Source organism: Cytobacillus oceanisediminis 2691 (assembly GCF_000294775.2).
Taxonomy (GTDB): domain Bacteria; phylum Bacillota; class Bacilli; order Bacillales; family Cytobacillaceae; genus Cytobacillus; species Cytobacillus pseudoceanisediminis.
The window spans coordinates 411,452-436,143 of the sequence record NZ_CP015506.1; the positions used below are offsets into that span (position 1 = coordinate 411,452).

The following is a 24,692-nucleotide window of genomic DNA, read 5'->3' on the forward strand; positions in this document are numbered from 1 at the left end:
TTAAGATAGAAATTCATGCGGGTTTAAACCGAGTTCCATGCAGATCTCTGTAACAGCCTGTTTTTCATTTTGATCAAAGTTCCCGTCGGCATATCCGATCGCGATGCAATAACGGGCTACGAGGCGGGCGATCTCAGGCTTATTTCTTACCCGGCCAACTGCTTTAAAGGCTTCGGCCCGCCCGATGATCGGGTCCATTTCAATCCGCTGTACGAACATATTGAATTGCTGTATCACTTTTTGTGTATCAAACACTTTTAATTCCTGGCTGCTGTTTACAAACTCGACCATCTTTTGACGTTCAGTTGGATCAAGCCTGCCATCAGCCATGCCGACAAGGGCGCATGAAGCTACAACGGCGTCCAGGACATCCTGGCTCTTGAATCGTGTAAACAGCTCCTGGGCACGGCGCTTTTGGTCATTGGCCCATTGTGCGTAATCCGTCTGATTAGGTGACCATGAATTACCGCAGGAATTACAGGTGAGCTTCAGCTGGTTTTTTCCGATAAAGCCGCCAAGAAGTCCTACAGGCCCAAGGATGAGTCCTCCAATCGCCGCTTTTCCAAGGCCAAATCCTTTTTGGCCGGTCCGGATGTTAGTGGATCCGCAGCGGGTGCAGGCGATATTTCCATCTGTATAGGATTGAGCCTGGACCGGCTGCCCAATACCTGTCTGCCCGCCAAATGATGGCTGCGAAGGTAGCGTGTTATAAGAAGTCTGATTGTAGGCAGGCTGGCCAAAGGACGGTGAGCTGTATCCTGATTGTGCCTGCTGGCTATATTGCTGCTGGTTTTGTTGAGGACTGAATCCTTGAGCTGGCTGCTGATATTGACCCTGGCTGAATGAGTGCTGCTGACTTGGAGCAGGCTCATCATCTACGGAAACACCGAAGTTGCGGCAAAGGGCAGCTAATCCACCCTGGAATCCACTTGCAATAGCATTGAATTTCCACTCGCCATTGTGACGGTAAAGCTCTGCAGCGACGATTGCTGTTTCAACAGTAAAATCGCGCCCAAGGTCGAAGCGGAGAAGCTCTTCATTTGTCATGGCATTAAAAATTCTCACATAAGCATTGGAAACTTGTCCAAAGCTCTGTCCTTTCATCTGGGCATCATGAATGGTAATAGTAAAAGCAATTCGATGGATATGCTGCGGCACCTTATGTAACTCAATGCGGATTTGCTCATCATCCCCGGCACCTGCCCCAGTTCTATTATCACTGCTGTAAAGGATGGATCCGTTTCCGCCGGATGGATTATTATAAAACACAAAGTCACTATCACTTTGCACTTTGCCGGATGCACCTGTTAAAAAGGCTGAAGCGTCCAGGTCATATTGCGATTGATTATGGCTGACATCCCAGCCCAATCCTGCCATCACAACCTGCAAACCAGGATTGGTTTTGGTCAAATCTACTTTTTGTCCCTTGCTCAATCGAACTCCCACAGATTTCACTCCTAATTTGTTTTTATACTTAGAATTAAAAACTTTGTACTTTAAAAACTGTCTAGCTCCAGCGCCTACCCCCTCGAGGTCACAAGCCTGTCTAGTTGCGGCTCCTAGGGACGAAAGACTAGCCAATCCGTTCCAGAAGGGAAGAACACCTTCTTGCAGGGCTCGTCTTATGCTTGTCGTCCCCTCCACATTTCGGACAATCCTCCCAAAAGGGCAAAAAACGCCTTTCCGGAAGGCTTGTCTTGTGCTTGCCGGGGGGGCAAGGCGCTTCCGCTTTTCTTTTTATACGTTCTGAGAAGAAAGAAGTTTCATAGTTTTCATTATAAGGGAATTGGAAGCGAAGGGAAACTTGAGCGGCTATTCTGAGGATGAAAAAAATGGTTTTGGGGCAGGCCGTAGAATAGAATATTAATAATGATGTTGTTGACTTAGGAGGAGATAATTTGAATAAAAGAGCAAAAGTCTTTGCACACCGCGGCGTCAGCGGACATTTTCCAGAAAACACGATGGCCGCCTTCCAGGCCGCATTGGAGGCAGGGGCAGATGGAATTGAATTGGATGTGCAGATGGCGAAGGATGGAAAGCTGGTGATCATTCACGATGAAACTGTGGATAGAACAACGGGCGGCACCGGTTATATAAAGGACATGACCTTTGAAGAAATCCTGCGGCTTGATGCAGGGAGCTGGTTTGGGAATGTTAACACCGGCGAAACAATTCCGGATCTGGAGCAGCTTTTACAATGGGCAGTTAGGGAAGGCAACGAACTGCTGATTAATATTGAATTGAAAAATGATTTGATTGAATATCCCGGGATGGAAGAAAAGGTTATTGATCTTATTCTAAATTATAAATTGGAACAGCGTGTCATAATATCATCTTTCAATCCAGAGAGTCTGAAAAGAGTCCGGGACTTGCATGCCACTTTGCAGACGGGCTATTTGATTGAAGGCATCCCTGAAAACACACTCGAAATGGCAAAAAAAATAGGGGCAAACAGCATTCATTGTGAAGAGGGGTTTGCTCTATCGGAGTTTGGGAGGGAAGCAAAAGAAGCAGGGTTTCCGTTGCGGGTATATACCGTAAATGATGAAACCCGCAGCGGATTGTTAAATAATGCCGGAGTCGAAGTGATTATGACCGATTTTCCGGAAAGGTTTTTGTAATGAAGAGTTTATTGCCTATGTAAATTCCGTTTATCTCCGAGACATTTGATATATCCGCGAAAATATCAAGATATTCGCGAAATTCAGAATATATTCACGTAAACACAAATTCCGCGAAAATTAGGATTTATCAGACATTCGGATATAAACGCGAATTCGAATGCCATGCAGCAGAATGCCATCAAAAAAACAAGCGCGGATCTCCAGCGCTTGTTTTTAGTTAACTCTACCAAAGTACAGGTTTGGCCACCATGAACCAGAGCATGAGCATTAATAGAAAAAGGTAAATCCAGACTGAGCGGGTAAGTTTCCTGACAAGAAACTGCTGATCTGCTCCAGGCGCATCAAATTTCTTCAGAACGGGAGAAAAGGCTCGGGCGAGAAAAAAGACAGAGCCTCCCATTACCGCCAGGGTCGCAACGATCCAGGATGTCGTCCAGCCCCAATGGCTGTTCACGATAAGAAGGACACCCGAGCCTACAAGTACATGTCCTGCATGCTTGACAAGGCGCACGGATGTCCTGAAGATGCTTATGTATGCCTGCTGAACCCCGGGCTCAGCCGATTCCAATTTATTGACGATTGGAATCAGAACAAAAAATGGGCCAACAGAAAGTATGGCACTGCTGACATGGATGTACAGCAGTATTCGGTACAGTATGTCCATTCCGGCAGATTACTTCTTCACTGCGCTGAATTCATGAACCCATACACGCATCTGCGGAAGCCATGGCATTCCCGGATGCATGGAAAGAATGGATTGTTTGTAGTCTTCCAAGCTTTCGAAGCCTTCCTGGCGGGCATGCTCGTCTGTTAATTCACCAAGGGATTGGGAATAAACTTTATTTACAACAAAGTCCTGGCCTTCAAGTGTCATGATTTCCCCGACATCAGCATATCTGCCATTACGGCGTGTGGCTGTTTTTTTTCCTGCAAGAACCTTCTCCACGTCCTCTTTAACTGTGACCATTCTGTCTACGGAACATGTTTTTGGCGGTAATGTATTTGGATCATGCTGATTTGACATTATGCTATTCCTCCTTATGTAAATGCTTACCTTTTAAACCTTACCATATTTTCAAGCCGGAAGGTAGCTGTGTTTAAGAGCAGTTTTTCCTAAAAAAAGGCTTGAGGAAATTCTTCCTCAAGCCTAGAAATTACTTTAACTTAAATGAACTCTTAAGCGACACAATCCTGTTAAAAACAGGTTTTTCTGCTGTTGTGTGTTTCGGGTCGACATTGAAATAGCCATGACGGAAGAATTGGAATTTATCCTGGGCTTTTACATCCTTCATGTTAGGTTCAATGAAACCATTAACAATTTCAAGTGAGTTCGGGTTTACGTAGTCAAGGAACGTTTTTCCTTCAGCATCGCTTTCAGCAGCATCATCTGTGTCTGCCTCAGCGTTCTGATCGGCATCTTCGTCAAGAATCAATGGCTCGTATAAACGGAATTCAGCCGGAATAGCACTCTTTGCATCCACCCAGTGAAGGGTACCCTTCACTTTTCGTCCTGTAAAGCCTGTTCCGCTCTTTGTTTCTGGGTCATATGTGCAATGCAGCTCAACAACATTGCCATCCTCGTCCTTGATGACTTCGTTGCACTTGATGAAGTAAGCATGCTTTAAGCGTACTTCATTGCCAGGGAAGAGGCGGAAATATTTTTTCGGAGGATCTTCCATGAAATCGTCCTGTTCTACAAAAATCTCTCTCGAGAAAGGAATTTGGCGTATGCCCATCTCCGGGTTTTCTGGATTGATTTCCGCATCAAGCATTTCAGTCTGATCTTCCGGGTAGTTCGTGATCACAACCTTTAACGGGCGAAGCACACCCATTGTACGAGGGGCTTTTAATTTCAGGTCTTCGCGGACATAATGCTCAAGCATAGCTTCATCCACCACACCGGAACCTTTTGAAACACCCGTTTCTTTTACGAACTCGCGGATTGCTTCCGGAGTATAGCCCTTGCGTCTTAGACCGGAAATCGTCGGCATGCGCGGGTCATCCCAGCCGTCAACATAATTCTCTTCCACAAGCTGCTTCAGTTTTCTTTTGCTCATAACTGTATTAGAAATATTCAGGCGGCCAAACTCGATTTGCTGCGGTGTGCTTTCCATTTCACACTCTGCGACAACCCAGTTATATAGCGGACGCTGGTCTTCAAACTCGGTTGTGCATAAGGAATGGGTAACCCCCTCGATTGCATCCTCAAGCGGATGGGCAAAAGCATACATCGGATAGATGCACCACGTATCACCCGTATTATGGTGAGTTGTATGTGAAACACGATAGATAACCGGATCACGCAAGTTCAGGTTCGGTGATGACATGTCGATCTTTGCTCTAAGAACTTTTGCTCCATTTTCGAATTCCCCGCCCCGCATACGTTCAAATAAATCAAGATTCTCTTCAACTGAACGGCTGCGGTATGGGCTTTCTTTTCCAGGCTCTGTCAGCGTTCCGCGGTATTGGCGGATCTCTTCCTGGCTTAAGTCATCCACATATGCCTTTCCTTTTTTGATTAAAAGAACTGCACGGTTATACATTTCCTCGAAATAATTCGAAGCAAAGTGAAGCTCCTCCCACTCGTAGCCAAGCCATTTAACATCTTCTTTAATGGCATCCACAAATTCCTGATCTTCCTTTAGCGGGTTCGTATCATCAAAACGGAGGTTCGTCTTGCCATTAAAATCATCTGCCAGGCCGAAGTTGATGACAATCGATTTGGCATGTCCGATATGAAGATAGCCGTTCGGCTCAGGCGGGAAACGGGTAATGACCTCTTTACGCTTTCCCGATTCCAGATCCTCTTTAATAATCGTTCGTATAAAATTTGAATTGTTTTCCAAACCGGTATCAGCCTTTCTGTTTATGTAGTTAGTACTTATTTTAATAAGTTCGGGAAGGAAAATAAAGCGAAACTTCCCTTTGCTGCGCTCCTGCCGCTTGCTTTTTGTCTAGAGGGCAATGCTGCTTATTTCTTTATTCATTCTATCTATTATAAACAAGACGATGCTGGAAAAAAAGTTTTTCTGAAGACAGGATGCGAAGTTTTACAAAAATGTTAAATATTTTCAAATAAGGAGGGATAGAGTGGGGTGGGAAGAATACCTCTTATTAGGAATTAATCTATTGAATGGAGGAATGAACATGTCTGAAAAGTATCCGATTATAGAAGGCGCAGAACCTTTTTATTATGAAGGAAATGAGATTGGGATTTTGGTTTCACATGGCTTTACCGGTTCAACTCAAAGCATGCGTCCGCTTGGGGAAGCTTATGCAAATGCAGGGTATACGGTCTGTGGTCCACGCTTGCGGGGACATGGCACTCATTATGAAGAAATGGAAACAACGACCTATCAGGATTGGATTCATTCTGTTGAAGAAGGCTATCAGTGGCTGAAAGAGCGCTGCAGTACGATATTCGTTACAGGTCTGTCGATGGGCGGCACCCTGACATTGTATATGGCCGAGAAATATCCGGAGATTAAGGGGATTATCCCGATTAATGCAGCAATTGAGATTTCTTATATGGAGGCAGCAGCCAGCCTGGAGGATGTCCGCTTCCTTGATGCAATTGGTTCAGACATTAAAAACCCTGATATAAAAGAGCTTGCCTATGAAAAGACACCGGTTAAATCGATTGGTGAAATAACGGAACTGATGAAGAAGGTCAAAGGCGATTTAGAAAAAGTGAATTGTCCTGCGCTGATTTTTGTCTCAAAAGAAGATCATGTAGTTCCGCCTTCCAATTCGCAGGAAATATACAGCAGCATTAAATCGGCTGCAAAGGAATTGGTCACCCTGGACAACAGCTATCATGTGGCAACACTGGATAACGATCAGGACATCATTATAGAAAGAACACTGCATTTTCTGCAGCGGGTACTGGAAACAAGCAGTCTGCAGGGGTGATGGGGGAGCTTAATCTGGCTCCTTTTTTTTATGGACTTTATTATAGAAGATTTTCATTGTCTTAATAAAGTTCTACCCCTTGATATGATGCAAAATTCCCGTTCCTTTTTCCAATCAGTTATGGTAGTATTTAGTGATGCGAAATAATTAACTGATTTATTCTGGAGATAAAAGGAAAGCGGGGGATGCAGTTGGTAAGGGCTTTAAAAGAGACTTTATGGACCAAGTCTTTCATAATGCTGATGATCGGGAATTTATTTGTCTTTATGTCGTTTCAGATGCTGATTCCGACACTGCCCCCATATATAAAGTCCATAGGAGCAACTGGTCTTGAAATTGGTCTGGTTACGGCGCTGTTTTCGATTGGAGCCGTTTTGAGCAGGCCATTCATCGGATTTATGCTTGAATATAGAGCAAGGAAGCAGCTGGTGCTGATAGGGGCAGCGGCGCTTCTGGCCATAACGGTTATTTATCCGCTGTCAAGCGTGGTGATGATTTTTCTGCTGTTCCGATTCATCCACGGACTCGCTTGGGGCTGGTCAACTACTGTGAATGGTACGGCAGCAGTAGATGTAGTGCCTAATTCCCGTCTTGGAGAGGGAATGGGTTACTATGGCCTTAGCGTTACAATCGGGATGATCATCGCTCCGAGTCTTGGAATCTATCTATATCAGATTACCTCTTTTACCAATCTTATTTATATCTCGAGTGTACTTGGCGTAATTGCCATTGGGCTCCTATCCATTGTTCGCTACGAAACGCCTGCAGCTGTTCTGGAAACAAGGAAAGAGGATCTGAAATTCTCTTACTTAGACTCTTTAATCGAAAAAACCAGCTGGTTTCCTGCCTTTATTACGATAATTGTGACATTTGGGTATGGTTCCATCGTAACGTTCATTGTTATTTTTGGAGAAGAGCGCGGTATTGATCAAATTTTCCTTTTTTACCTGTTCAATGCAATCATGGCATCGCTTTCGAGACCGATTTCCGGAAAATGGTTTGACCAGCGGGGGCCAAAGGGACTTGTCCTGCTTTGCACGTTCCTGACCTTTATCGGCATGTGGGTACTTTCTTTCGCTCATTCGAATTTGTTTATTATCATAAGCGGAATTTTGTTCGGAATTGGCTTTGGATCATTGATACCTACTCTGCAGTCTTGGACACTATCAATGACACCATCCAACCGCAGGGGTGTGGCAAATGGAATGTTCTTCTCATCTATCGACCTTGGCATTGGGCTAAGCGGCCTTGTGTTTGGTGTGCTTGCACAGTTTGTGGAAACGGCAGCCCTATTCCAAATATCAAGTGTGTTCCTGATTCTAGGCATGGCTGTTACAATCCTCTATGGCAGACGGCGCTCAGCTGCCCGGCCGCAGCAAGCCTCTTGATGAAGAATATAAACTGGCAGGCAGGAATATATATTTCTGTCTGCCAGTTTTTATTTTGATTGGGGTGGTATTAATATATAGAAGCTGGTTCTAACTATTAAGAATATTACACAGGAATACAGCAATGTTTCAAAAATGATAGAGAAATGAAATTTTTTGCAGAAAAATTTTTGTTACAATATAAGGATAAAGGATGAAAATTGGCGCATTATGCGTTTTTTATAAAAGATAAGAAGGTAAACTCTGAAGTTAGATAACTGTCTAGCTCCAGGCGCCATCGGCTCGAGGTCATAAGCCGATAGGCGGGCGCCTTCCGCTTTTCTTATAAAAGCATGCTGATAAAGCCCTATGATATTAGGAAATCAGCAGGCTGTTCAATAAAACTCTTTTAAAAGCCGGTGCCTTTAGGCGCACTTTTAAAAATAGCACTGCGGGGGATCAAGATGACTTTAGAGAAGCAGCTAATCAGCAAAACCTTTTATGAGACCTTCATGGAATCTAATGAAAATGTGCATCCGATCAGGGTTTTGGGTGAACTGTATGTTGCTGAGCAGCAGAACGAAGTGCCCGATTTAACCAATATCCGTTTCGCCCAGGGTGAGGTGTATTTCCTTAACAAGGATTACGAAGCGGCCATTTTTAAATGGGAGAGCATTCCGAATGAATTGGGGCCATGGGCACAGAAAAATATGGCTGATGCCTATTTTGAATTGGATTTGCTTTCAAATGCAGAGGACTTTTACAAATCGATTGAGACAGATTCAGAAGTGCTGAAAACCGAAGTGCTCCTTCAGCTGTTTTCACTTTACATACAGCGCGGCAAGCTTGAAATGGCTGTTGGATCCATTAAAGATGCGGTCCGGTTAAATCCGGATTATCCGGATGTGACTGATCTGGCACGCGGATTCTTTGAGGAACACAGCGATTGGGGAAATGCGGTGGAGCTGGCTGTCAATGAAGCAATCAGGACAGAATCCCTATCTTGGTTTGAAGTTCTTCATTCGTATGTGGACCAGGGGCGGACAGCTAAAATGGAGCCGAACTATTTCAGCGAGGCGCTTTCGGTGTTATACCGTGTGGACCATGCTCATTTTGAAAGTTTATCAGCCGCTCTATGGAGTAGCTACAAGAAATCAGGTCTTTATTTCTCATGGCTGAAAGAATATAACCATCTTCTCCTGAATATGGAGCCAGGGCGCTCACATACATGGAGCCAGCTTTCCGAGCTTTACAAGGATACTTATTTTGAACTAATCAGCGGTAAGCATCTAATCAGGGACTTATCACACCTGATACCGAATCATATAACTAACTGGTTGAAAATAGCTGCACCTTCGCATTCCCTTGTTTCGGCCTCGGCAGTGCTGGCGTGGAGCGAAATTTTCCCGTCTAATATTGATTCTTCAGCTGTCAGCGAGGCAGAAGGCCTTGTGAATCGCTCTGTCCGCTATCAGGACGGCTTGGAGGAAAGCTTCAAGCTATTTGAAAATGTCATGAAATGGGCGAAGGAAAAGGGCGTGCTGATGGGTGAACGCTTTGAATGGATGGTCCGTGAGCTCCTTGATTTGGATGCAGGGCATTTGCTGATTGCCGGTACGGCATCAAATGGGAAATCCTCGTTTGTCAACACTCTTCTCGGTGAAAAGCTGATGGGAGATTCCACTTCTGCCTCAGTGCTGTTCAAGGATAGTGATGTAGCGGAAATTCATGCCGTTACGGACGAGGAAGTCCGGAGTATTTCTGACCTGGAGGACTTTAGGCAAAGCGCAGAAAAAAGCCAGCAGACACTTATACGATGCAGAATGCCATTCGCCTTTTTACAGAATAATAGACTTGCTGTTATTGATACGCCAGGTCTTGCGGGGCAAAGCAAATTCAGAAATGGTGTGTTCCAATATCTCCATTTCGCAGACAGCATGCTGTTTGTCCTGAATGCGGATTCGCCTCTGACAGATAAAGAGCTGGATCTTGCTGTGAGAATGAGAGAACAGGCTCCGGAATTGCCTATTCATTTCCTTCTCAGTAAAATGGACCGGATTCCAGACAGCCAGGATGCCATGGATCTTCTTGATGAAACTCAGTCCCGTGTTCATACCTACTTTCCAAAAGCAAAGGTGTTTGCTTTCTCCGCCTATTATGAAAGCGAAAGCCAGCTGAAAGATTTAGCAGTCTTTATCAGGTCGATGATGGATGGACGGGACCGGAAAGAAGAGCGTACAGCAAAGGTTCTATACTATGTTAAAAAATCGATCAAATTCCTTCTTGAAAAACGCGTTGAAATGGAAAACAGCTTGATTGATACTATTAAATGGAACGAAGAAATGGTAACAAAACTTAAGGGTGCCAACAATCAGCTGAGTGATATGGAAGAAGAAAAGGTCCGGACAATTAAAAAGTCCTACAGTCAAATTAAAGATAAAATGAGACAGGATCTTGAGAAAAAGATTCCGGAACTGCTTCGGAATTGTTCAGAAATGGTGACAGAGGACAGTGATTTTGGAAAAATCCACACTGAACTCAATGACGAAATGAATAATCGGGTACACGAATATATTGAAGAGACGGTTTTGCCGGATTTCCATATCTCCATTCAGGAGTGGATTGCTGAAAGTGAAGGAGAGTTCAGAAGCAGCCAGGCATATCTGGATGAAATGAGCGAAAGCTTCAATGAGCTATATGGCGAGGAGAAAATCTCGCTGGCCTGTGACTTCAGGGTGCTGGATGACTGGCGCCGCGACGCGGATCGAATGACGCGGGGAAGTGTTCAGCTGGAAAAGGCCAACATTCTAAACCGCTTTTCGCCATCGCAGTTCCTGCTGAAGAGTGCAGGCAAGCTGCTTGGTGCGATCCAGCAGAATAAAGCCATGCTCCATAATAAATATAAACAGTTCATAGAACACGAAGATTATAGCGAGATCGCAGAATCCATCACCAATAAATTCATGCAGCAATTCGAGCTTTTCGAGAAATCGCTTGAACGGGATATTAAAATGTTCTTCAGAAATCCGTTTGATGTATTGAATCATACGGTTGAAGAGACCTATACGGACATTGCAGATAATAAAGAAGCTTTAAGCGATATGCGCAAAAATCCTGAGATTTACCAGGATCCTCTGACACTATTTGACCTGAAGCTCCGCCAGTTTGAATGGATGACTTCAGCAGGGGAGAAAGTTAAGGAATATCGTTAAACATTAGGAAGGAGTTTTCCTTCCTTTTTTTTATGAAAAAAATAGAAAAACAGGTTTGATTTATACCGAATAAGGGTAAAGAAGCCAGTCTATTAAAATCTTAAACTCATAAACGTGAACAGGAACTTGAAAACGGAAACAAAGATAAAGAAAAATTGGGGGAAAGAAGGAGAGAACAGGTGAGCTTTAAGAGAAAGCAAATAATGGGTTTGGGCCTAACTGTATTTTTTATGTTTATTCTAATGTTTGTCATTCTGTCTATGGTGAACGGAATGAAGGCAAACATGCTGGAAATTGTGGAGGATCGCTATTATAAGGTAAACCAGGCTACAGAGATCAGACAGCTTTTTTATCAGACAGATCAGCAGCTGCTGAGTGTGCTCACCGACATAGAATCGGCAGATCCCGCCATGACGGCTGAATTCATCGAGGCAAACCATGAAGGGATACAAACCCGGATTTTGAAATTGGAAAATGAATTAAATAGACAGAAATCCAGCCTGCTATTAAAGGAAGTAGAACAGGCATATGAATCATATGCCCAAATGCAAAACAGCTTCATTGGATTAATGGGAAGCAGAGATCTGGATTCCTTGGAAGATCTGTACAGGGATGAAAGGGAAAACCGGAACTCTCTTCTAGTAAAGCTGGCTGAATTTAAAGACTATCAGGAATCCATCATGGCTGATTCGTTGGAAAATGCAAATGAAACATATAGCCAGTTAGTAGCGACTTTGGTTGCTGCGGTTGCAATAGCCATTATTTTAATCGTCGGAGTTACGGTTTGGGTGATTAGAAGTACAGGCAGAAGCATCAGCTTAATTACAAAAGGGATTAAGGATATTGATTATCAAGACCTTTCTTCCATCTCAAGGCTGAATATTGAAACAAAAGATGAGATCGGTGAAATCGCGATAGCCTTTAACTCTATGGCTGATTCACTCGAGAACTATTACGAAAAAGAACAGCGCTATTCGGCTGAAATCAGTGAGCAGAACTGGATTCAAAGCCAGTCTGCTGCATTAGTAAGCATCTATAGCCAGCATGTGACCATAGCGAATTTGGCAGCTGATTTTATTTCCAGGCTGGCACCTGCCGCCGGAGCCAATCTCGGAGTCTTTTATGTGAAAGATGACAGCGGAAGCAAACCTGTATATAAAAAACAAGCTGCTTATGCCGATGGGGCGAAAGATGCAGGAAGAGACTTTTTCTTTGCTGGGGAAGGAATAGCAGGGCAAACAGTCAGGGATAAGAAAACAATATTCCTTCATGATGTTCCTGAGGATTACAAGGTCCTATCAACCGGTTTGGGAGATGTCAGGCCGAAAAGCATCATGATGGCACCCGTCATGCTCAAAGACGAGGCCGTTGCAGTTGTGGAATTGGCAAGTTTGCGGCCATTCACTGATGCACAGATCAAGCTCCTGGAAAAAGTAATTGAAACATTAGGAATAGCCATTACGAATATTTCAGGAAGAATGGAGATCGAACGCTTATTGGCAGAATCTCAGGCACAGACAGAGGAACTGAAGGCACAGGCTGAAGAGCTGCAGTCCCAGTCGGAGGAGCTGCAGGCGCAATCTGAAGAAATGCAGAGTCAGTCCGAAGAGCTGCGTATGATTAATGAACAGCTTGAAGAGCGCTCCAGAGATGCGGAAATGAAGTCTGAAGAACTTCAGGCTGCCAAGGAAGAGCTGGAGGAAAAAGCAAAGCAGCTGAGTTTAAGCTCAAAATACAAGTCAGAATTCCTGGCAAATATGTCGCATGAGCTGCGCACGCCGCTTAACAGCATATTGCTTTTATCAGAGATGCTGGCAGAAGACCCGGATCAAATGCTAACTGAAGAACAGAAGGAGTTTTCCAAAGTTATTCATACATCAGGACAGGATTTGCTTACCCTGATCAATGATATTCTGGACCTTTCAAAAGTGGAAGTAGGAAAACTGGAGATCAGCTTTGAGGAAGTCAATATGGGTGAAATGTCGCAGCGTATGAATCAGCATTTTACACAAGTGGCAAAGCATAAAAACCTTGAGTTTACTGTAAGCTCTTCAGAAGAAGTGCCGCCTGTATTCCATACAGATGAGCAGCGGCTGCAGCAAATTGTGAAAAATCTCCTGTCAAATGCATTTAAATTTACGGAAGAAGGTTCAGTAGAAGTCACTTTTGAAAAAGCTGCACAGAGCGATTTCTTTGGTTTGCCGTTATCCGCCTATACAGATGATTGGCTTAAAATAACAGTGCTGGATACAGGCATTGGCATTCCAGCAGAAAAGCAGCAGCTGATTTTTGAAGCCTTCCAGCAGGCTGATGGAGCCACGATGAGAAAATATGGCGGAACGGGCCTGGGATTGTCCATCTCCAAGGAATTTGCCCAGCTGCTCGGCGGCATATGCAAAGTGGAGAGTGAAGAAGGAAAAGGAAGCCGTTTTACACTGGTCATTCCGAATCTGCCAAACGGCATGCCTGAAATTGAGGCAGGAACGCTTGCTTTTGAAGAAGCTGCTGTAACCGCAGAACCTCTGGAGGAAGTGTCTGAGCCAGCATCCCCCCCAGCCGCTGAAGGAAATAGTGAAGCAGACCATCAGCATACAGGTACCGAGCTTAAAGATAAAACAGTCATTGTCGTAGATGATGATCACAGAAATATTTATGCGCTGAAAAATGCTTTGAATAAAGAAGGCATGAATGTCCTTACAGCAGAAAACGGGATGCAATGTCTGGATTTAATAATGGGGACAGAAAAGATTGATATTGTGCTGATGGATATTATGATGCCGGTTATGGATGGTTATGAAACCATGAAGAGGCTTCGCGGGCTGGACAGGCATCAGGATGTTCCAATCATTGCCCTTACTGCCAAGGCAATGAAAGGCGATAGGGAAAAGTGCATGGAAGCCGGTGCAACAGATTATATCAGCAAGCCATTAAAACTGGACCAGCTGCTGTCCGTTATGAGGGTGTGGCTTTCATAGAAGGAACCAGGGGAGCGCCATTTCTAATGTACGGACAGACAGAGGAGCATTCCCCGTATCCATAATTTTATTCTCGAAAGTTGAGGAATGACTAGAATTGAAAAAGGAAGAATTAGAGATAGATTTACTTTTAAAGGCCATTTACGGTTTATCCGGGTATGATTTCCGGCAATATATGCGCTCTTCCATTACAAGGAGGATTCAAAATCGCATTAGCAGGGATCGGCTGCCCAGCATAACAAGCCTCACAGAGAAGGTTATACATGAAGATGGGTATCTGCAAAAGGTCCTGAGCGATTTTTCAATCAATGTTACCGAAATGTTCCGGGATCCTTCGTTTTTTAAAGCTTTTCGAAATGAGGTTGTCCCGATGCTCAGAGAATTGCCTGAGATCAGAATCTGGCATGCAGGCTGTTCGACTGGAGAGGAAGCCTATTCCATGTCTATTTTGATGGAAGAAGAAGGTTTGGGAGAACGAACTAAAATTTATGCCACAGACATCAATGAAAAAGTGCTAAAAAAAGCAGAGAGCGGAATGATCCCTTTGCAAAAAATGCAGCTCTACACAAAGAACTACATTATGGCAGGCGGAAAAAAATCATTTTCTGAATACTATACTACAGATTGTGAAGCAGCTTATTTGAATTCATCCCTGCTTAATCGAATGGTTTTTGCGCAGCATAATCTGGTGACCGATGGCTCATTTAATGAATTTCATGTGATTATATGCCGCAATGTCATGATTTATTTTAATACTGATCTGCAAAGCCATGTTTTTAATCTTTTCAATGAAAGCCTCAGCATGGGAGGGTTTCTGGGACTTGGAAGCAAGGAAGCGCTGAGGATGGAAGTGCCTGTATTTGAAGAAATCAACCTGCAGGAAAAGATTTTCAGGAAGACCGCTCCAGCATAAAGAAAGCGGAAACGTCTTGCCCGCCCCCGACACCTCGAGGGGCAGGCGCAGGAGCTGGACAATACTCAAAGTTCAAAAGGAATCACATTTTTAGCTTTTATATAAAGACAGAGTGCGGACCCTATTTGAGGGACTGCACTCTGTTTTTTTGCAAAAATATTATGTATACACACTAATCTGCCTGAACCAAAACAACACACATATCATCATCAGCGCTTGCCTGCTGCTGTTTAGTCAGAATCATATCGATTGGCTCTGCTGTTCTGGCTGCATTCCAATGGAAGGATGCGAAGCGCTGAAGATATTCACAAGGGTTAAGATTATTCTGCTCCACTGCCTCCTCCACTCCGTCCGTAAACAGGAGCAGCTGGATGGAGTCTATATAGGGAATTGTTTCTTTTTGTATCGTAATATCTTCAAAAAAGCCTACTGCACACATATTGCTTGATAAGCTGACCATTTCCTTTTTATCTGTGAGCGCATATCCGGTTGGATGTCCGGCATTCACATACTCAACGGTTTTGTCTTTTTTATTAAGGACGAGGTAAATGGCTGTAAAATAATATGGAATCCGCTGATTGCGCTGATTAAGGGAATTCATCCACCGATTTAGTTCCTTCATGACGTATTCAGGATCGCTGCATGTTCTGATGGCATCCCTTAGAACAGAAGAAATAAACATGCATACAAGGGATGCTGAAATCCCGTGGCCCATCATGTCCAGCTGGATGGCAGCAAAGCGGTGTTCATCTATTTGGTGCCAGTAATACATATCCCCTGCAAGTTTGTTGGCTGGCAGGTAGGAAGCTTTTAACAGTGTATGTTCGTGATAAATCGCCTCGCTCAGCATGCTGGTCTGAACCTGCATGGATAAATCCAATTCATTCTTGATTTTATTTTCCTGCTCCTTATGCCAGTCCTTTTCATATTTAAGTCTTAAAGCAGCACGAATCCGGGCAAGCAGTTCCGTTTTATTTATGGGCTTCATAACATAATCAGTTCCGCCCGCATCAAGAGCCTCAGCTACCTTATTTGAATCTTCCAATGCAGTTACAAAAATCACCGGTATATCCTTTAAGTGCGGAATCTGCTGAAGCCGCCGGCATGCCTCAATTCCATCCATCTCCGGCATCATAATATCCATTAAGATAATGTCTGCTTTTATATCAGCTGAAAAAGGTGAATATCCCTGAAGATGCTGAAACATATCCTTTGCAGAAGAAAACGTTAAATGGTCTTTATAACCCGCGCGTTTTAATATATGCTGAATGACAAATAAATTGGCTTGATTATCGTCCACAATTAGGATTCCCATAGACTTTTTCCCTTCCCGTGTTTTACGATTTAATTCTTTATATAAATATCCTTAACATATACCCCGTTTTGACAAGGGGAAAACCATAATATTAATAGTTTATTTGCTTTGGGCAATTTGGCAGAACGGCATAAAATAAACTTTATATTGTAAGCGTTTTCTTTTGTTTTTCTGAAATAATATTATAAAGCGATATAATCACACAAACTAGCCATATTAAAATATATCCATATAACTTTGTGTATTTTTATGGTGAACATATGTATTTTTAGGATAGAATTTCTCTTGATTTCTTTTCGGATAAGAGTAAAATAAAGATTAAATTTTCAGAGATTAGGAGATGTCAGGATGAAAGTCGTAAAGTTCGGAGGATCTTCTTTAGCATCCGGAAAGCAAATCGAAAAAGTTTTCAATATTGTAAATGCTGATCCAGAGCGGAAGATAATCGTCGTCTCGGCTCCTGGAAAGCGATTTTCAGCAGATAATAAGGTTACTGATTTATTAATCGCATGTGCGGAGAAACGGATTCAGGGGGAATCAGCAGATGACTTGGCTGAAGCTGTATTGGATCGGTATGGCCAAATAGCTGATGAATTGGAGCTGGGTCTGGACATTAAAGATATGATCAGGGAGGATCTTTTTACAAGGCTTTCAAGCGATACAGATGATCCTGAAGTTTTTATGGATCTGATCAAAGCGAGCGGCGAGGATAATAACGCTAAGCTTGTTGCAGCTTATTTTCAGCAGCAGGGAGTGGAAGCAAGGTATGTGAACCCGAAGGAAGCGGGATTGCTTGTAAGCCCGGAGCCCGGAAATGCACAGGTTCTTCCTGAGGCATATGAGAATCTATATTCCTTAAAGGAAAAGGACGGGATTATCATTTTTCCAGGTTTCTTTGGATACAGCAGGGATGGGCAGGTGTTCACATTTTCAAGGAGCGGATCGGATGTGACAGGTTCCATTTTAGCTGGAGCAGTCAAAGCGGACTTGTATGAAAACTTTACAGATGTGGATGCTGTTTATTCGGTAAATCCATTTATTGTGGAAAGTCCTAAAGAAATCAAAGAACTGACATACCGCGAAATGCGGGAGCTTTCCTATGCAGGTTTTACCGTCCTGCATGATGAAGCACTTGTGCCGGCATTCAGGGCTGGAATTCCTGTGCAGATTAAAAATACGAATAATCCATCTGCTCCTGGCACCAGGATTGTGAACGAGCGCGATAACACAAACGGACCTGTGATCGGGATTGCCAGTGATCAGGGATTCTGCAGCATATACGTCGGCAAATACTTAATGAACAGGGAAGTCGGCTTCGGAAGGAAGCTGCTGACCATTTTGGAAGAGTATGGCCTCAGCTATGAGCATACCCCGTCAGGAATTGATGACATCTCCATTATTCTTCGGGAAAACCAATTTACTGATGGTGTGGAGGAGGAAATTCTGAGCCGCATTCAATATGAGCTTCACGCGGATGAGGTGAAAATCCAGCATAGCCTGTCGCTTATCATGGTAGTTGGTGAGGGGATGCGCCAAAACATCGGAACAATGGCCCGCGCCTCCAAGGCCCTCGCTAAAGCGAAAGTAAATATGGAAATGATCAATCAGGGCTCATCTGAAGTGAGCATGATGTTTGGCGTACAGGCAGTGGATGAAAAACGCGCGGTACAGGCTCTATATAATGAGTTTTTTGCTGCGGTGGCAGCTGTGTGATCATTATCCGAAGGTAAATCTGTTCATACGAAAGTAAAATGGGTATATCCGAAGGTAAATCTGTTTATACGAAAGTAAAATGTTTTATCCGATAGTAAATAGGCCTTATATGCAAATAAATCAAACGTTTGATTGAAAAAGCTTGGGGCATTAGCCTCGAGCTTTATTTTTTGGAATGAAAAATCTTAAGGTAATCAAAATAAGAAGGAAACTTTTTCAATCTGGAAGGAGAAAAGGATATGAAGAAAGTATTGATATTGGGAATAATGCTGCTGCTGCCGCTGAATATGCTAACAGCTCCAGGCAATGCGGCTGCACAGAAACCGTGTATCACCCAATCAGAGGTTAAATTTGGAAATGAATTCCGCAGGTTATGGGTCGACCATGTATTATGGACAAGCAATTATATTACAAGTGCCACAACTGCCGGAGCGGAGGATCAGAAGCAGGTTCTGGCAAGGCTTTTGAAAAACCAGGAGGACATCGGCAATTCGATAAAGCCTTATTATGGAGATGCTGCAGGTAATAAGCTCACAGAGCTGCTTAAGGAGCATATTGTTATTGCCGGAGATATTGTTGAAGCTGCCAAGAGCGGGCAAGGTGCAAAAGTGAATCAGCTGAACAAAATATGGCATCGCAATGCAGATGAGATTGCTGCTTTTCTAAGCGGAGCCAATCCTAATTTGCAAAATGAAGATGTAAAAAAATTGCTGTACACGCTCCTCGAATTGGTGACGGATGATTTAACAGCGAGCCTGGTTAAGGATTGGGATGCAAGAATTGTTTCAATTGATGATGGATTGTCGCATATTATCATGATGGCAGATGCCATTTCAGATGCAGTTGTGAAGCAATTCCCGGACAAATTCAAAGGGTGAATACAAGAGGCTTCAGCACATGCTGGAGCTTCTATTATTTTTCCTTTGACAAAGCAGCCTGTCTCATTATAAGCTATTTAGCGTGCTAAATAATTTAATGTAAATTTTTCACATATAGAAGGAGGGGTATCCGCTATGTCTGGGGATCAAAAGAAAAAGATGGTCATACTAATGATCAATATGTTTATTGCGATCGGAAGCTTTGGGATTATTATTCCGATTTTGCCCGCTTATTTGGAATCCATTAATCAGGGTGGAACGGCAGCAGGCTTGATGATTGCCATTTTTGCGGGTGCCCAGCTGATTTTTTCACCCATTGCAGGGAAATGGGCTGACCAATACGGCCGCAGAAAGATGATTATTTACGGGTTAGCTGGTTTGACTTTATCCATGCTTGTCTTTTATGCAGTGGATTCCATATGGCTGCTATATTTTTCTCGTGTCATTGGAGGCGTTGGAGCAGCATTGCTGATTCCAGCTATTTTTGCCTACATTGCAGATATTACAACCATGGAGCAGCGTGCAAAAGGGAATGGCCTTGTCTCAGCTGCGATGTCACTTGGAATCGTGGTCGGACCTGGAATTGGCGGATTTTTGGCTGACTTCGGATTGAAAATGCCATTTCTGATTTCAGCGCTTGTATCTCTAGTTGCAGTTATTTTTTCAATTATGCTCCTCGAAGAGAGCAGCACATTGCAGACGGTGCCGGGAGAGATGCCTGAAGAGGAACCAATGGTCAAGAAGCTGGCAATGTCTGTTAAGAAGCCATATTTTATTCCGCTTGTTATCACATTGGTGATGAGCTTTGGACTAATGGCATATGAATCAGTGCTGGGGCTTTATCTTGATAATGAGTTTGCTGCTACTCCGCAGGAAATCGCCATTATGGTGACTTCAACGGGGGTTATTAGTGTTATTGTTCAGTTATTTGTAGTCGATCGGGTGGTTAATAAATTCGGAGAAGGAAGGGTATTGAATATCTTCTTGGCTGTTGCGGCGTCAGGTTTCCTTGTGTCGCTGTTTGCAGGAAGCTATGCACTATTCTTTTTCATTTCACTGATCATTTTCCTGGCCACTTCCATCCTGCGTCCGGTTTTAACCACGCTTATCTCAAAAATGGCTGGCAATGAGCAGGGATTTGCGATGGGGATGAATAATGCTTATATGAGCATTGGAAATGTACTTGGACCAACGATTGCCGGCGTACTTTACGATGTGCAGATAACCTATCCGTTTGTTCTCGGTCTGGCCCTATTGATCGTTACATTGTGTATCACGATTGCCTGGCAAAAAAAGGAACCAAAACCGAAAGCGGCTGTATAGAAAACGGCTTGGAGACATTGTCTTCAGGCTTTTTTTTATTTGCCCTTTATTCTCAAATGATATAGAAAGAAAAATAGTCAGGTTATAATTGTGGCAATTTTGTGAAAGAAGCGCAGTTCGATTGACACAGCCTAAATAATGTATTATTCTGAAAATAACAAAAATATTGAGCGAATGACGGCTGCGGGAGAGAGCATTTAGTAGCCACCGAAGGAGCAAGCTTCAAAAATACCCTTGAAGCCAATCTCTCAGGTAGACAGAACCGCAGTCGGACGCATCTCTGGAGAGCGCGCAGGAATCCTGCGACACCAAAGGGGTTAAACTCTCAGGTAAAAGGACAGAGAAGGGGGATGAAGAAGCCGCCTTTTTTTCTGTCCTTTTTATATGGATGGCAGCTTCGGGAAATGCAGATGGAGGAATCTATATGAATAAAAATATCAATGCAAACAGGGCGACATTGCTGATATCTTGTCCTGAGCGGCCGGGCATAATCTCCACAGTCTCCAATTTCCTGCTGGAGCATAAGGCTAATATTGTCCATTTTGACCAGCATACAACCGATCCGCTGGCAGGCATATTCTTTATGCGGATTGAATTCGATATGAATCATTTTGATGAGTCCTTTTCAAAACTGAAAGAGGATCTGCCTGAAATGGCCAGGGAATACTCAATGGAGTGGAAGCTGAGCGGCAAAGGCGAGCGCAAGCGGATGGCTATTTTTGTTTCTAAGATGGATCACTGTCTGCTGGAGCTCCTATGGCGCTGGAAATCGAAGGAGCTTGAAGTGGATATTCCCTTGGTGATCAGCAATCATCCCGACATGAGGGAAGTGGTGGAGGGTTTCGGAATACCTTATCATCATATTCCGATTACACCTGACACTAAAGCTGAAGCTGAGCAAAAGTCGGTGGAGCTTCTGGAAGGAAAAGTGGATTTCATTGTGCTCGCGAGATATATGCAGATCCTTTCGCCTAGCTTTATTTCTAAATATCCAAACAGGATTATCAATATCCATCATAGCTTTCTGCCAGCCTTCGTGGGAGCCAATCCTTATGCACGGGCGTTTAACCGCGGAGTAAAGCTGATTGGGGCAACAGCTCATTATGTAACGAATGATTTGGATGAAGGCCCAATCATTGAACAGGATGTCCAGCGGGTTAATCACCGCCACACTGCACAGGATCTCAAAATTGCAGGACGGCATGTGGAAAGACAGGTCCTCGCTCAGGCAGTCGCCTGGCATGTGGAAGACAAAGTCATTGTGCATGGAAATAAGACGATTGTTTTTTAGGTGATAGACAGACACCATACTCTGTCAAAAAAAATAGATCCAGCATCCAGGAGATTACAGACATCATGAGAGAAGGTGAGCAGAAATGAAAAAGAAAAAATTATCAATGCTTGAAATGATTAAGGCAAATAAAGAAGAGCTTTTAAAAGATAGCCGGGAGCTTGAAAAAATTGAAAAGAAAATAGACGATAAATATGCAAAAGCACAGTAAGAGAGTACACCTGGTCTGGGAGTAAAACAGGCCGGGTGTTTTTTTATGGAGCTGGGTTAAGAAGTGAAAATGGCGCGAGACTTATTGAGATTAGTGTCTGCGGAAGAGCAGGAAATGAACGAAGGGAGCTAATGAGGGAGAATAGCGTCTTTGAGGAGAGGCAAGAGGAGTGAAGGGAACTAATAAGGATGAATAGGGCCTTTGGGGAGAGATAAGCGGGAGTGAGGAGAACTGATAAGGATGAACATTGCCTTTGAGGAGAGGCAAGCGGGAGTGAAGGGAGATAATAAGAATGGGTAGTGCCCCAGAAGAAGATGAAAAGGGGACGAAGGAAACTAATGCAGATAGGTAGTTTCCCCTTGATAAAAGCATTAAAAACGCCCAGGGAGTCCCTGGGCGCCAGCTTCTTATTTTTGTCTAAAGAAATCTGTGAAAGCATGATACATTTCCATTCCCTGATAAAAGAACAGGCTGGAAGCTGTTAATGAAAATAAGCCAATCATTAAGAATCGAATCCACATTATTCGTTTCCTCCTTTAATTGTTTTGTTGGACAATTAAGGAGTGTGGATTACATAATTCGCCTCGTAGAAGATGGGGGTATAAAATATCTTTTTTCTGCGGGCGATGATGTGAAGGGCACTGTATACAAAAAGGATAATGGTTAGGTTTATGATGGCTATAGAAAGCATATCCTGTGTGAAGATATGTTTTTTAGGATCATCTTTTAATAGAAAGCTCTCGGTAAAGTCCGAAACCGTTACCGCTTTGCTTTGGTCCATTGGAATATCATTAAAATGGACACCAGGGTATTGGGTGATGAGGAAGGATAAAAATACAGACAGCATTAAAAGTGGCAGTAACTTCATTTTTTTCATTCCCTCACCCCTTTTCAAGATTATAACTATCATCATAAACACTATTTATAGATTAGTAAACTAAAAGATTTTGACAGGATTCGTTAATATTCTATGTATATATTGTAAAAATAGCTGGGACAAATGTTACAGGGGCACAAAGGGATTTTGGCTGCAAGTCTGGATTATAGGTTGAATGAATAACCTAATGCTTACAAAGTCCTGATAAAATAGGCAGAGGTATTGTCATTCTCCTTTACACATCTTCATATTGCTTTAAAAATAGCCTCTTATAATCAACTGTGAATCCAGATTGATTTAAGAGGTGAAGAAAAATGGGACATGAGAGATCGATTGATGATTTAATCAGGAAGTTTAATGAAGAGAACTTAAAGAGGGACATTGACCGCCGGAGCTTTCTATCTGGTGCAGGGAAAATTGCCGGTTTTTCGCTTGCGCTGGCTATGGCGCAATCATTAGGGGTGGGTAATCTAACGGTTGATGCAGCTCCTAAGTTCAGCAAATATCCTTTTACCCTCGGTGTGGCATCAGGAGATCCTCTTTCGGACAGTGTGGTTTTATGGACAAGGCTTGCACCAGATCCGCTTAATGGAGGCGGGATGCCTCATCATGCTGTCCCAGTCAAATGGGAACTTGCTGCAGATGAACATTTCCGAAAAGTTGTTAAACGCGGGACAGAAATTGCAGTGCCGGATTTGGCGCATTCTGTGCATGTGGAGGCAGAAGGCTTAATGCCGGACACTGTCTATTATTATCGTTTTAAAAGCGGCAATGAATTAAGCCCAATTGGGAAAACAAAGACGCTTCCGGCTGCGGGTGCCAAAGTATCAGGGCTATCATTTGCATTTGCTTCATGCCAGCAGTATGAACATGGATTTTTTACAGCCTATCAGCATATGGCAAAGGAAAATCTGGATCTTGTCATTCACCTTGGTGACTACATATATGAATATGGACCAAATGAATATATTTCACCAACAGGAAATGTCCGTCATCATAGCGGACAGGAAATTATCTCTCTCGAAGATTACCGGAATCGCCATGCCCAGTACAAAACGGATCCGCATCTGAGAGAAGCGCATGCTGCTTTCCCTTGGGTAGTCACTTGGGATGACCACGAAGTGGAAAATAACTATGCAGCTGGGATTCCGGAAAAAGGCCAGTCGGCAGAAGCATTTATTAAACGCCGTGCAGCTGCTTATCAGGCTTACTATGAGCACATGCCGCTCCGGTTATCTTCCATGCCAAATGGTGATGGTATGCAGCTGTATAGGGAATTCAGCTATGGCAGCCTAGCGTCATTCCTTGTGCTTGACTCCCGGCAATATCGGGATGACCAGGCAAATGGTGATGGCAGCAAGCCGCATACTCCGGAGTCGCTTGATCCAACCCGCACTCTCCTTGGCAATGAACAGGAACAATGGGTTGAAAGCAATCTAGCCAGCTCCAATGCGCATTGGAATGTACTTGCACAGCAGGTGTTCTTTGCCCAGAGAAATTTTGGATCAATTGCTTCGCCGAAGTTCAGCATGGATGCATGGGATGGTTACCCTGCTGCCCGGCAGCGTCTGACAGATTTTGCTGTTTCAAACAATATCGGAAACCTAATCGTTCTGACTGGGGATGTCCATGCAAGCTGGGCTTCGAATATTCTAACAGACTATAATGATCCAAATGCAAAGCTGATTGGGGCTGAATTTGTCGGAACCTCTATCACATCAGGAGGAAACGGATCAGATGTGAGAGCGGATACGGAAAAGACGCTTGCAGAAAATCCGCATATTAAGTTCTTTAATAATTATAGAGGCTATGTCCGCTGCCGGGTAACACCAGAGCAATGGCGTGCAGATTATCGGGTTCTTCCTTTCGTAACAGAGCCTGGAGCGGATATTTCAACAAGAGCATCATTTATTTTTGAAAAAGATCAGGCTGGCTTGAAGCAGGTATCGGCATCTGCTGTACCTCAGGGGGCTGGAATCTCTTCTGAGGTGGAAGAAGATCGCCATCACGCTCATTCAAGGGCACATGAAAAGCAGATTAAGAAAAAGCGAGAAAAGGTATTACATTAACGGGACGGTGAG

The 24,692-nt window shown here is 43.6% G+C and carries 18 protein-coding genes and 1 riboswitch; of the genes, 12 read left to right on the forward strand and 6 right to left on the reverse strand.

From position 1 onward, the window contains the following. Positions 1 to 1,446, reverse strand: coding sequence for a TerD family protein (locus A361_RS31335; protein WP_019380100.1), 1,446 nt, complete (start codon positions 1,444 to 1,446; stop codon positions 1 to 3). 452 nt (positions 1,447 to 1,898) lie between these two features. On the opposite strand from A361_RS31335, the gene A361_RS02145 reads away from it, so the two are divergent. Continuing rightward, a complete protein-coding gene (locus A361_RS02145) occupies positions 1,899 to 2,621 on the forward strand; it encodes a glycerophosphodiester phosphodiesterase (RefSeq protein WP_009335929.1) in 723 nt (240 codons plus the stop codon). Between the two features lie 226 nt (positions 2,622 to 2,847). Here A361_RS02145 and A361_RS02150 read toward each other — a convergent pair whose 3' ends face one another. The 3 genes from A361_RS02150 to A361_RS02160 all read right to left on the reverse strand — a co-directional run bounded on the left by A361_RS02150 (position 2,848) and on the right by A361_RS02160 (position 5,470). Further along, positions 2,848 to 3,288 carry a hypothetical protein gene (locus A361_RS02150; protein ID WP_009335928.1) on the reverse strand — a complete coding sequence of 147 codons (441 nt, stop codon included), beginning with the start codon at positions 3,286 to 3,288 and terminating at the stop codon, positions 2,848 to 2,850. Positions 3,289 to 3,297: 9 nt separating this feature from the next. Beyond that, positions 3,298 to 3,648 carry an ASCH domain-containing protein gene (locus A361_RS02155; protein ID WP_009335927.1) on the reverse strand — a complete coding sequence of 117 codons (351 nt, stop codon included), beginning with the start codon at positions 3,646 to 3,648 and terminating at the stop codon, positions 3,298 to 3,300. A 130-nt stretch (positions 3,649 to 3,778) separates the two neighbouring features. Beyond that, on the reverse strand, positions 3,779 to 5,470 hold the full coding sequence (locus A361_RS02160; RefSeq protein WP_019380099.1) for a glutamine--tRNA ligase/YqeY domain fusion protein: 1,692 nt from the start codon (positions 5,468 to 5,470) through the stop codon (positions 3,779 to 3,781). Between the two features lie 301 nt (positions 5,471 to 5,771). Here A361_RS02160 and A361_RS02165 point away from each other — a divergent pair, with 301 nt between their 5' ends. From A361_RS02165 to A361_RS02185, 5 genes are all read left to right on the forward strand, one after another. After that, positions 5,772 to 6,536 carry an alpha/beta hydrolase gene (locus tag A361_RS02165; RefSeq protein WP_051005536.1) on the forward strand — a complete coding sequence of 255 codons (765 nt, stop codon included), beginning with the start codon at positions 5,772 to 5,774 and terminating at the stop codon, positions 6,534 to 6,536. Between the two features lie 185 nt (positions 6,537 to 6,721). Then, positions 6,722 to 7,924, forward strand: a complete 1,203-nt coding sequence (locus A361_RS02170) for an MFS transporter (RefSeq protein ID WP_019380097.1) — start codon at positions 6,722 to 6,724, stop codon at positions 7,922 to 7,924. Positions 7,925 to 8,367: 443 nt separating this feature from the next. Next, the gene (locus A361_RS02175) at positions 8,368 to 11,115 is read left to right on the forward strand and encodes a dynamin family protein (protein ID WP_019380096.1); all 2,748 of its coding nucleotides are present in this window, start codon (positions 8,368 to 8,370) and stop codon (positions 11,113 to 11,115) included. Between the two features lie 179 nt (positions 11,116 to 11,294). Beyond that, positions 11,295 to 14,090, forward strand: coding sequence for an ATP-binding protein (locus A361_RS02180; protein ID WP_019380095.1), 2,796 nt, complete (start codon positions 11,295 to 11,297; stop codon positions 14,088 to 14,090). Between the two features lie 97 nt (positions 14,091 to 14,187). Further along, complete coding sequence (locus A361_RS02185) at positions 14,188 to 15,003, forward strand: CheR family methyltransferase (protein WP_009335921.1); 816 nt, start codon at positions 14,188 to 14,190, stop codon at positions 15,001 to 15,003. A gap of 172 nt (positions 15,004 to 15,175) precedes the next feature. On the opposite strand, the gene A361_RS02190 is transcribed toward A361_RS02185, so the two are convergent. Beyond that, positions 15,176 to 16,318, reverse strand: a complete 1,143-nt coding sequence (locus A361_RS02190; RefSeq protein WP_019380094.1) for a PP2C family protein-serine/threonine phosphatase — start codon at positions 16,316 to 16,318, stop codon at positions 15,176 to 15,178. Between the two features lie 348 nt (positions 16,319 to 16,666). Between A361_RS02190 and A361_RS02195 the strand changes: the two genes are divergently transcribed. The 5 genes from A361_RS02195 to A361_RS29665 all read left to right on the forward strand — a co-directional run bounded on the left by A361_RS02195 (position 16,667) and on the right by A361_RS29665 (position 21,734). Beyond that, positions 16,667 to 18,031: an aspartate kinase gene (locus A361_RS02195; RefSeq protein ID WP_009335919.1), complete on the forward strand. Its 1,365-nt coding sequence runs from the start codon at positions 16,667 to 16,669 to the stop codon at positions 18,029 to 18,031. A gap of 239 nt (positions 18,032 to 18,270) precedes the next feature. Continuing rightward, positions 18,271 to 18,909: a hypothetical protein gene (locus A361_RS02200; protein ID WP_019380093.1), complete on the forward strand. Its 639-nt coding sequence runs from the start codon at positions 18,271 to 18,273 to the stop codon at positions 18,907 to 18,909. 135 nt (positions 18,910 to 19,044) lie between these two features. Next, positions 19,045 to 20,232, forward strand: a complete 1,188-nt coding sequence (locus tag A361_RS02205) for an MFS transporter (RefSeq protein WP_019380092.1) — start codon at positions 19,045 to 19,047, stop codon at positions 20,230 to 20,232. Positions 20,233 to 20,406: 174 nt separating this feature from the next. Then, a riboswitch (glycine riboswitch) is annotated at positions 20,407 to 20,507 on the forward strand. Positions 20,508 to 20,656: 149 nt separating this feature from the next. Then, positions 20,657 to 21,523, forward strand: coding sequence for a formyltetrahydrofolate deformylase (gene purU / locus A361_RS02210; RefSeq protein WP_019380091.1), 867 nt, complete (start codon positions 20,657 to 20,659; stop codon positions 21,521 to 21,523). A gap of 85 nt (positions 21,524 to 21,608) precedes the next feature. Then, positions 21,609 to 21,734, forward strand: a complete 126-nt coding sequence (locus A361_RS29665; protein WP_019380090.1) for an FbpB family small basic protein — start codon at positions 21,609 to 21,611, stop codon at positions 21,732 to 21,734. 556 nt (positions 21,735 to 22,290) lie between these two features. Here A361_RS29665 and A361_RS02215 read toward each other — a convergent pair. Next, complete coding sequence (locus A361_RS02215; RefSeq protein WP_009335915.1) at positions 22,291 to 22,611, reverse strand: hypothetical protein; 321 nt, start codon at positions 22,609 to 22,611, stop codon at positions 22,291 to 22,293. A gap of 314 nt (positions 22,612 to 22,925) precedes the next feature. Between A361_RS02215 and A361_RS02220 the strand changes: the two genes are divergently transcribed. Further along, complete coding sequence (locus tag A361_RS02220; protein ID WP_019380088.1) at positions 22,926 to 24,680, forward strand: alkaline phosphatase D family protein; 1,755 nt, start codon at positions 22,926 to 22,928, stop codon at positions 24,678 to 24,680. Positions 24,681 to 24,692 lie beyond the last annotated feature (12 nt).

Coding starts and splice junctions, on each gene's coding strand:
- A361_RS02150 (WP_009335928.1), bottom strand. CDS start 3,288: ATGGACATACTGTACCGAATACTGCTGTACATCCATGTCAGCAGTGCC.
- A361_RS02155 (WP_009335927.1), bottom strand. CDS start 3,648: ATGTCAAATCAGCATGATCCAAATACATTACCGCCAAAAACATGTTCC.
- A361_RS02165 (WP_051005536.1), top strand. CDS start 5,772: ATGTCTGAAAAGTATCCGATTATAGAAGGCGCAGAACCTTTTTATTAT.
- A361_RS02170 (WP_019380097.1), top strand. CDS start 6,722: ATGCAGTTGGTAAGGGCTTTAAAAGAGACTTTATGGACCAAGTCTTTC.
- A361_RS02175 (WP_019380096.1), top strand. CDS start 8,368: ATGACTTTAGAGAAGCAGCTAATCAGCAAAACCTTTTATGAGACCTTC.
- A361_RS02190 (WP_019380094.1), bottom strand. CDS start 16,318: ATGGGAATCCTAATTGTGGACGATAATCAAGCCAATTTATTTGTCATT.
- A361_RS02195 (WP_009335919.1), top strand. CDS start 16,667: ATGAAAGTCGTAAAGTTCGGAGGATCTTCTTTAGCATCCGGAAAGCAA.
- A361_RS02200 (WP_019380093.1), top strand. CDS start 18,271: ATGAAGAAAGTATTGATATTGGGAATAATGCTGCTGCTGCCGCTGAAT.
- A361_RS02205 (WP_019380092.1), top strand. CDS start 19,045: ATGTCTGGGGATCAAAAGAAAAAGATGGTCATACTAATGATCAATATG.
- purU (WP_019380091.1), top strand. CDS start 20,657: ATGAATAAAAATATCAATGCAAACAGGGCGACATTGCTGATATCTTGT.
- A361_RS29665 (WP_019380090.1), top strand. CDS start 21,609: ATGAAAAAGAAAAAATTATCAATGCTTGAAATGATTAAGGCAAATAAA.
- A361_RS02215 (WP_009335915.1), bottom strand. CDS start 22,611: ATGAAAAAAATGAAGTTACTGCCACTTTTAATGCTGTCTGTATTTTTA.
- A361_RS02220 (WP_019380088.1), top strand. CDS start 22,926: ATGGGACATGAGAGATCGATTGATGATTTAATCAGGAAGTTTAATGAA.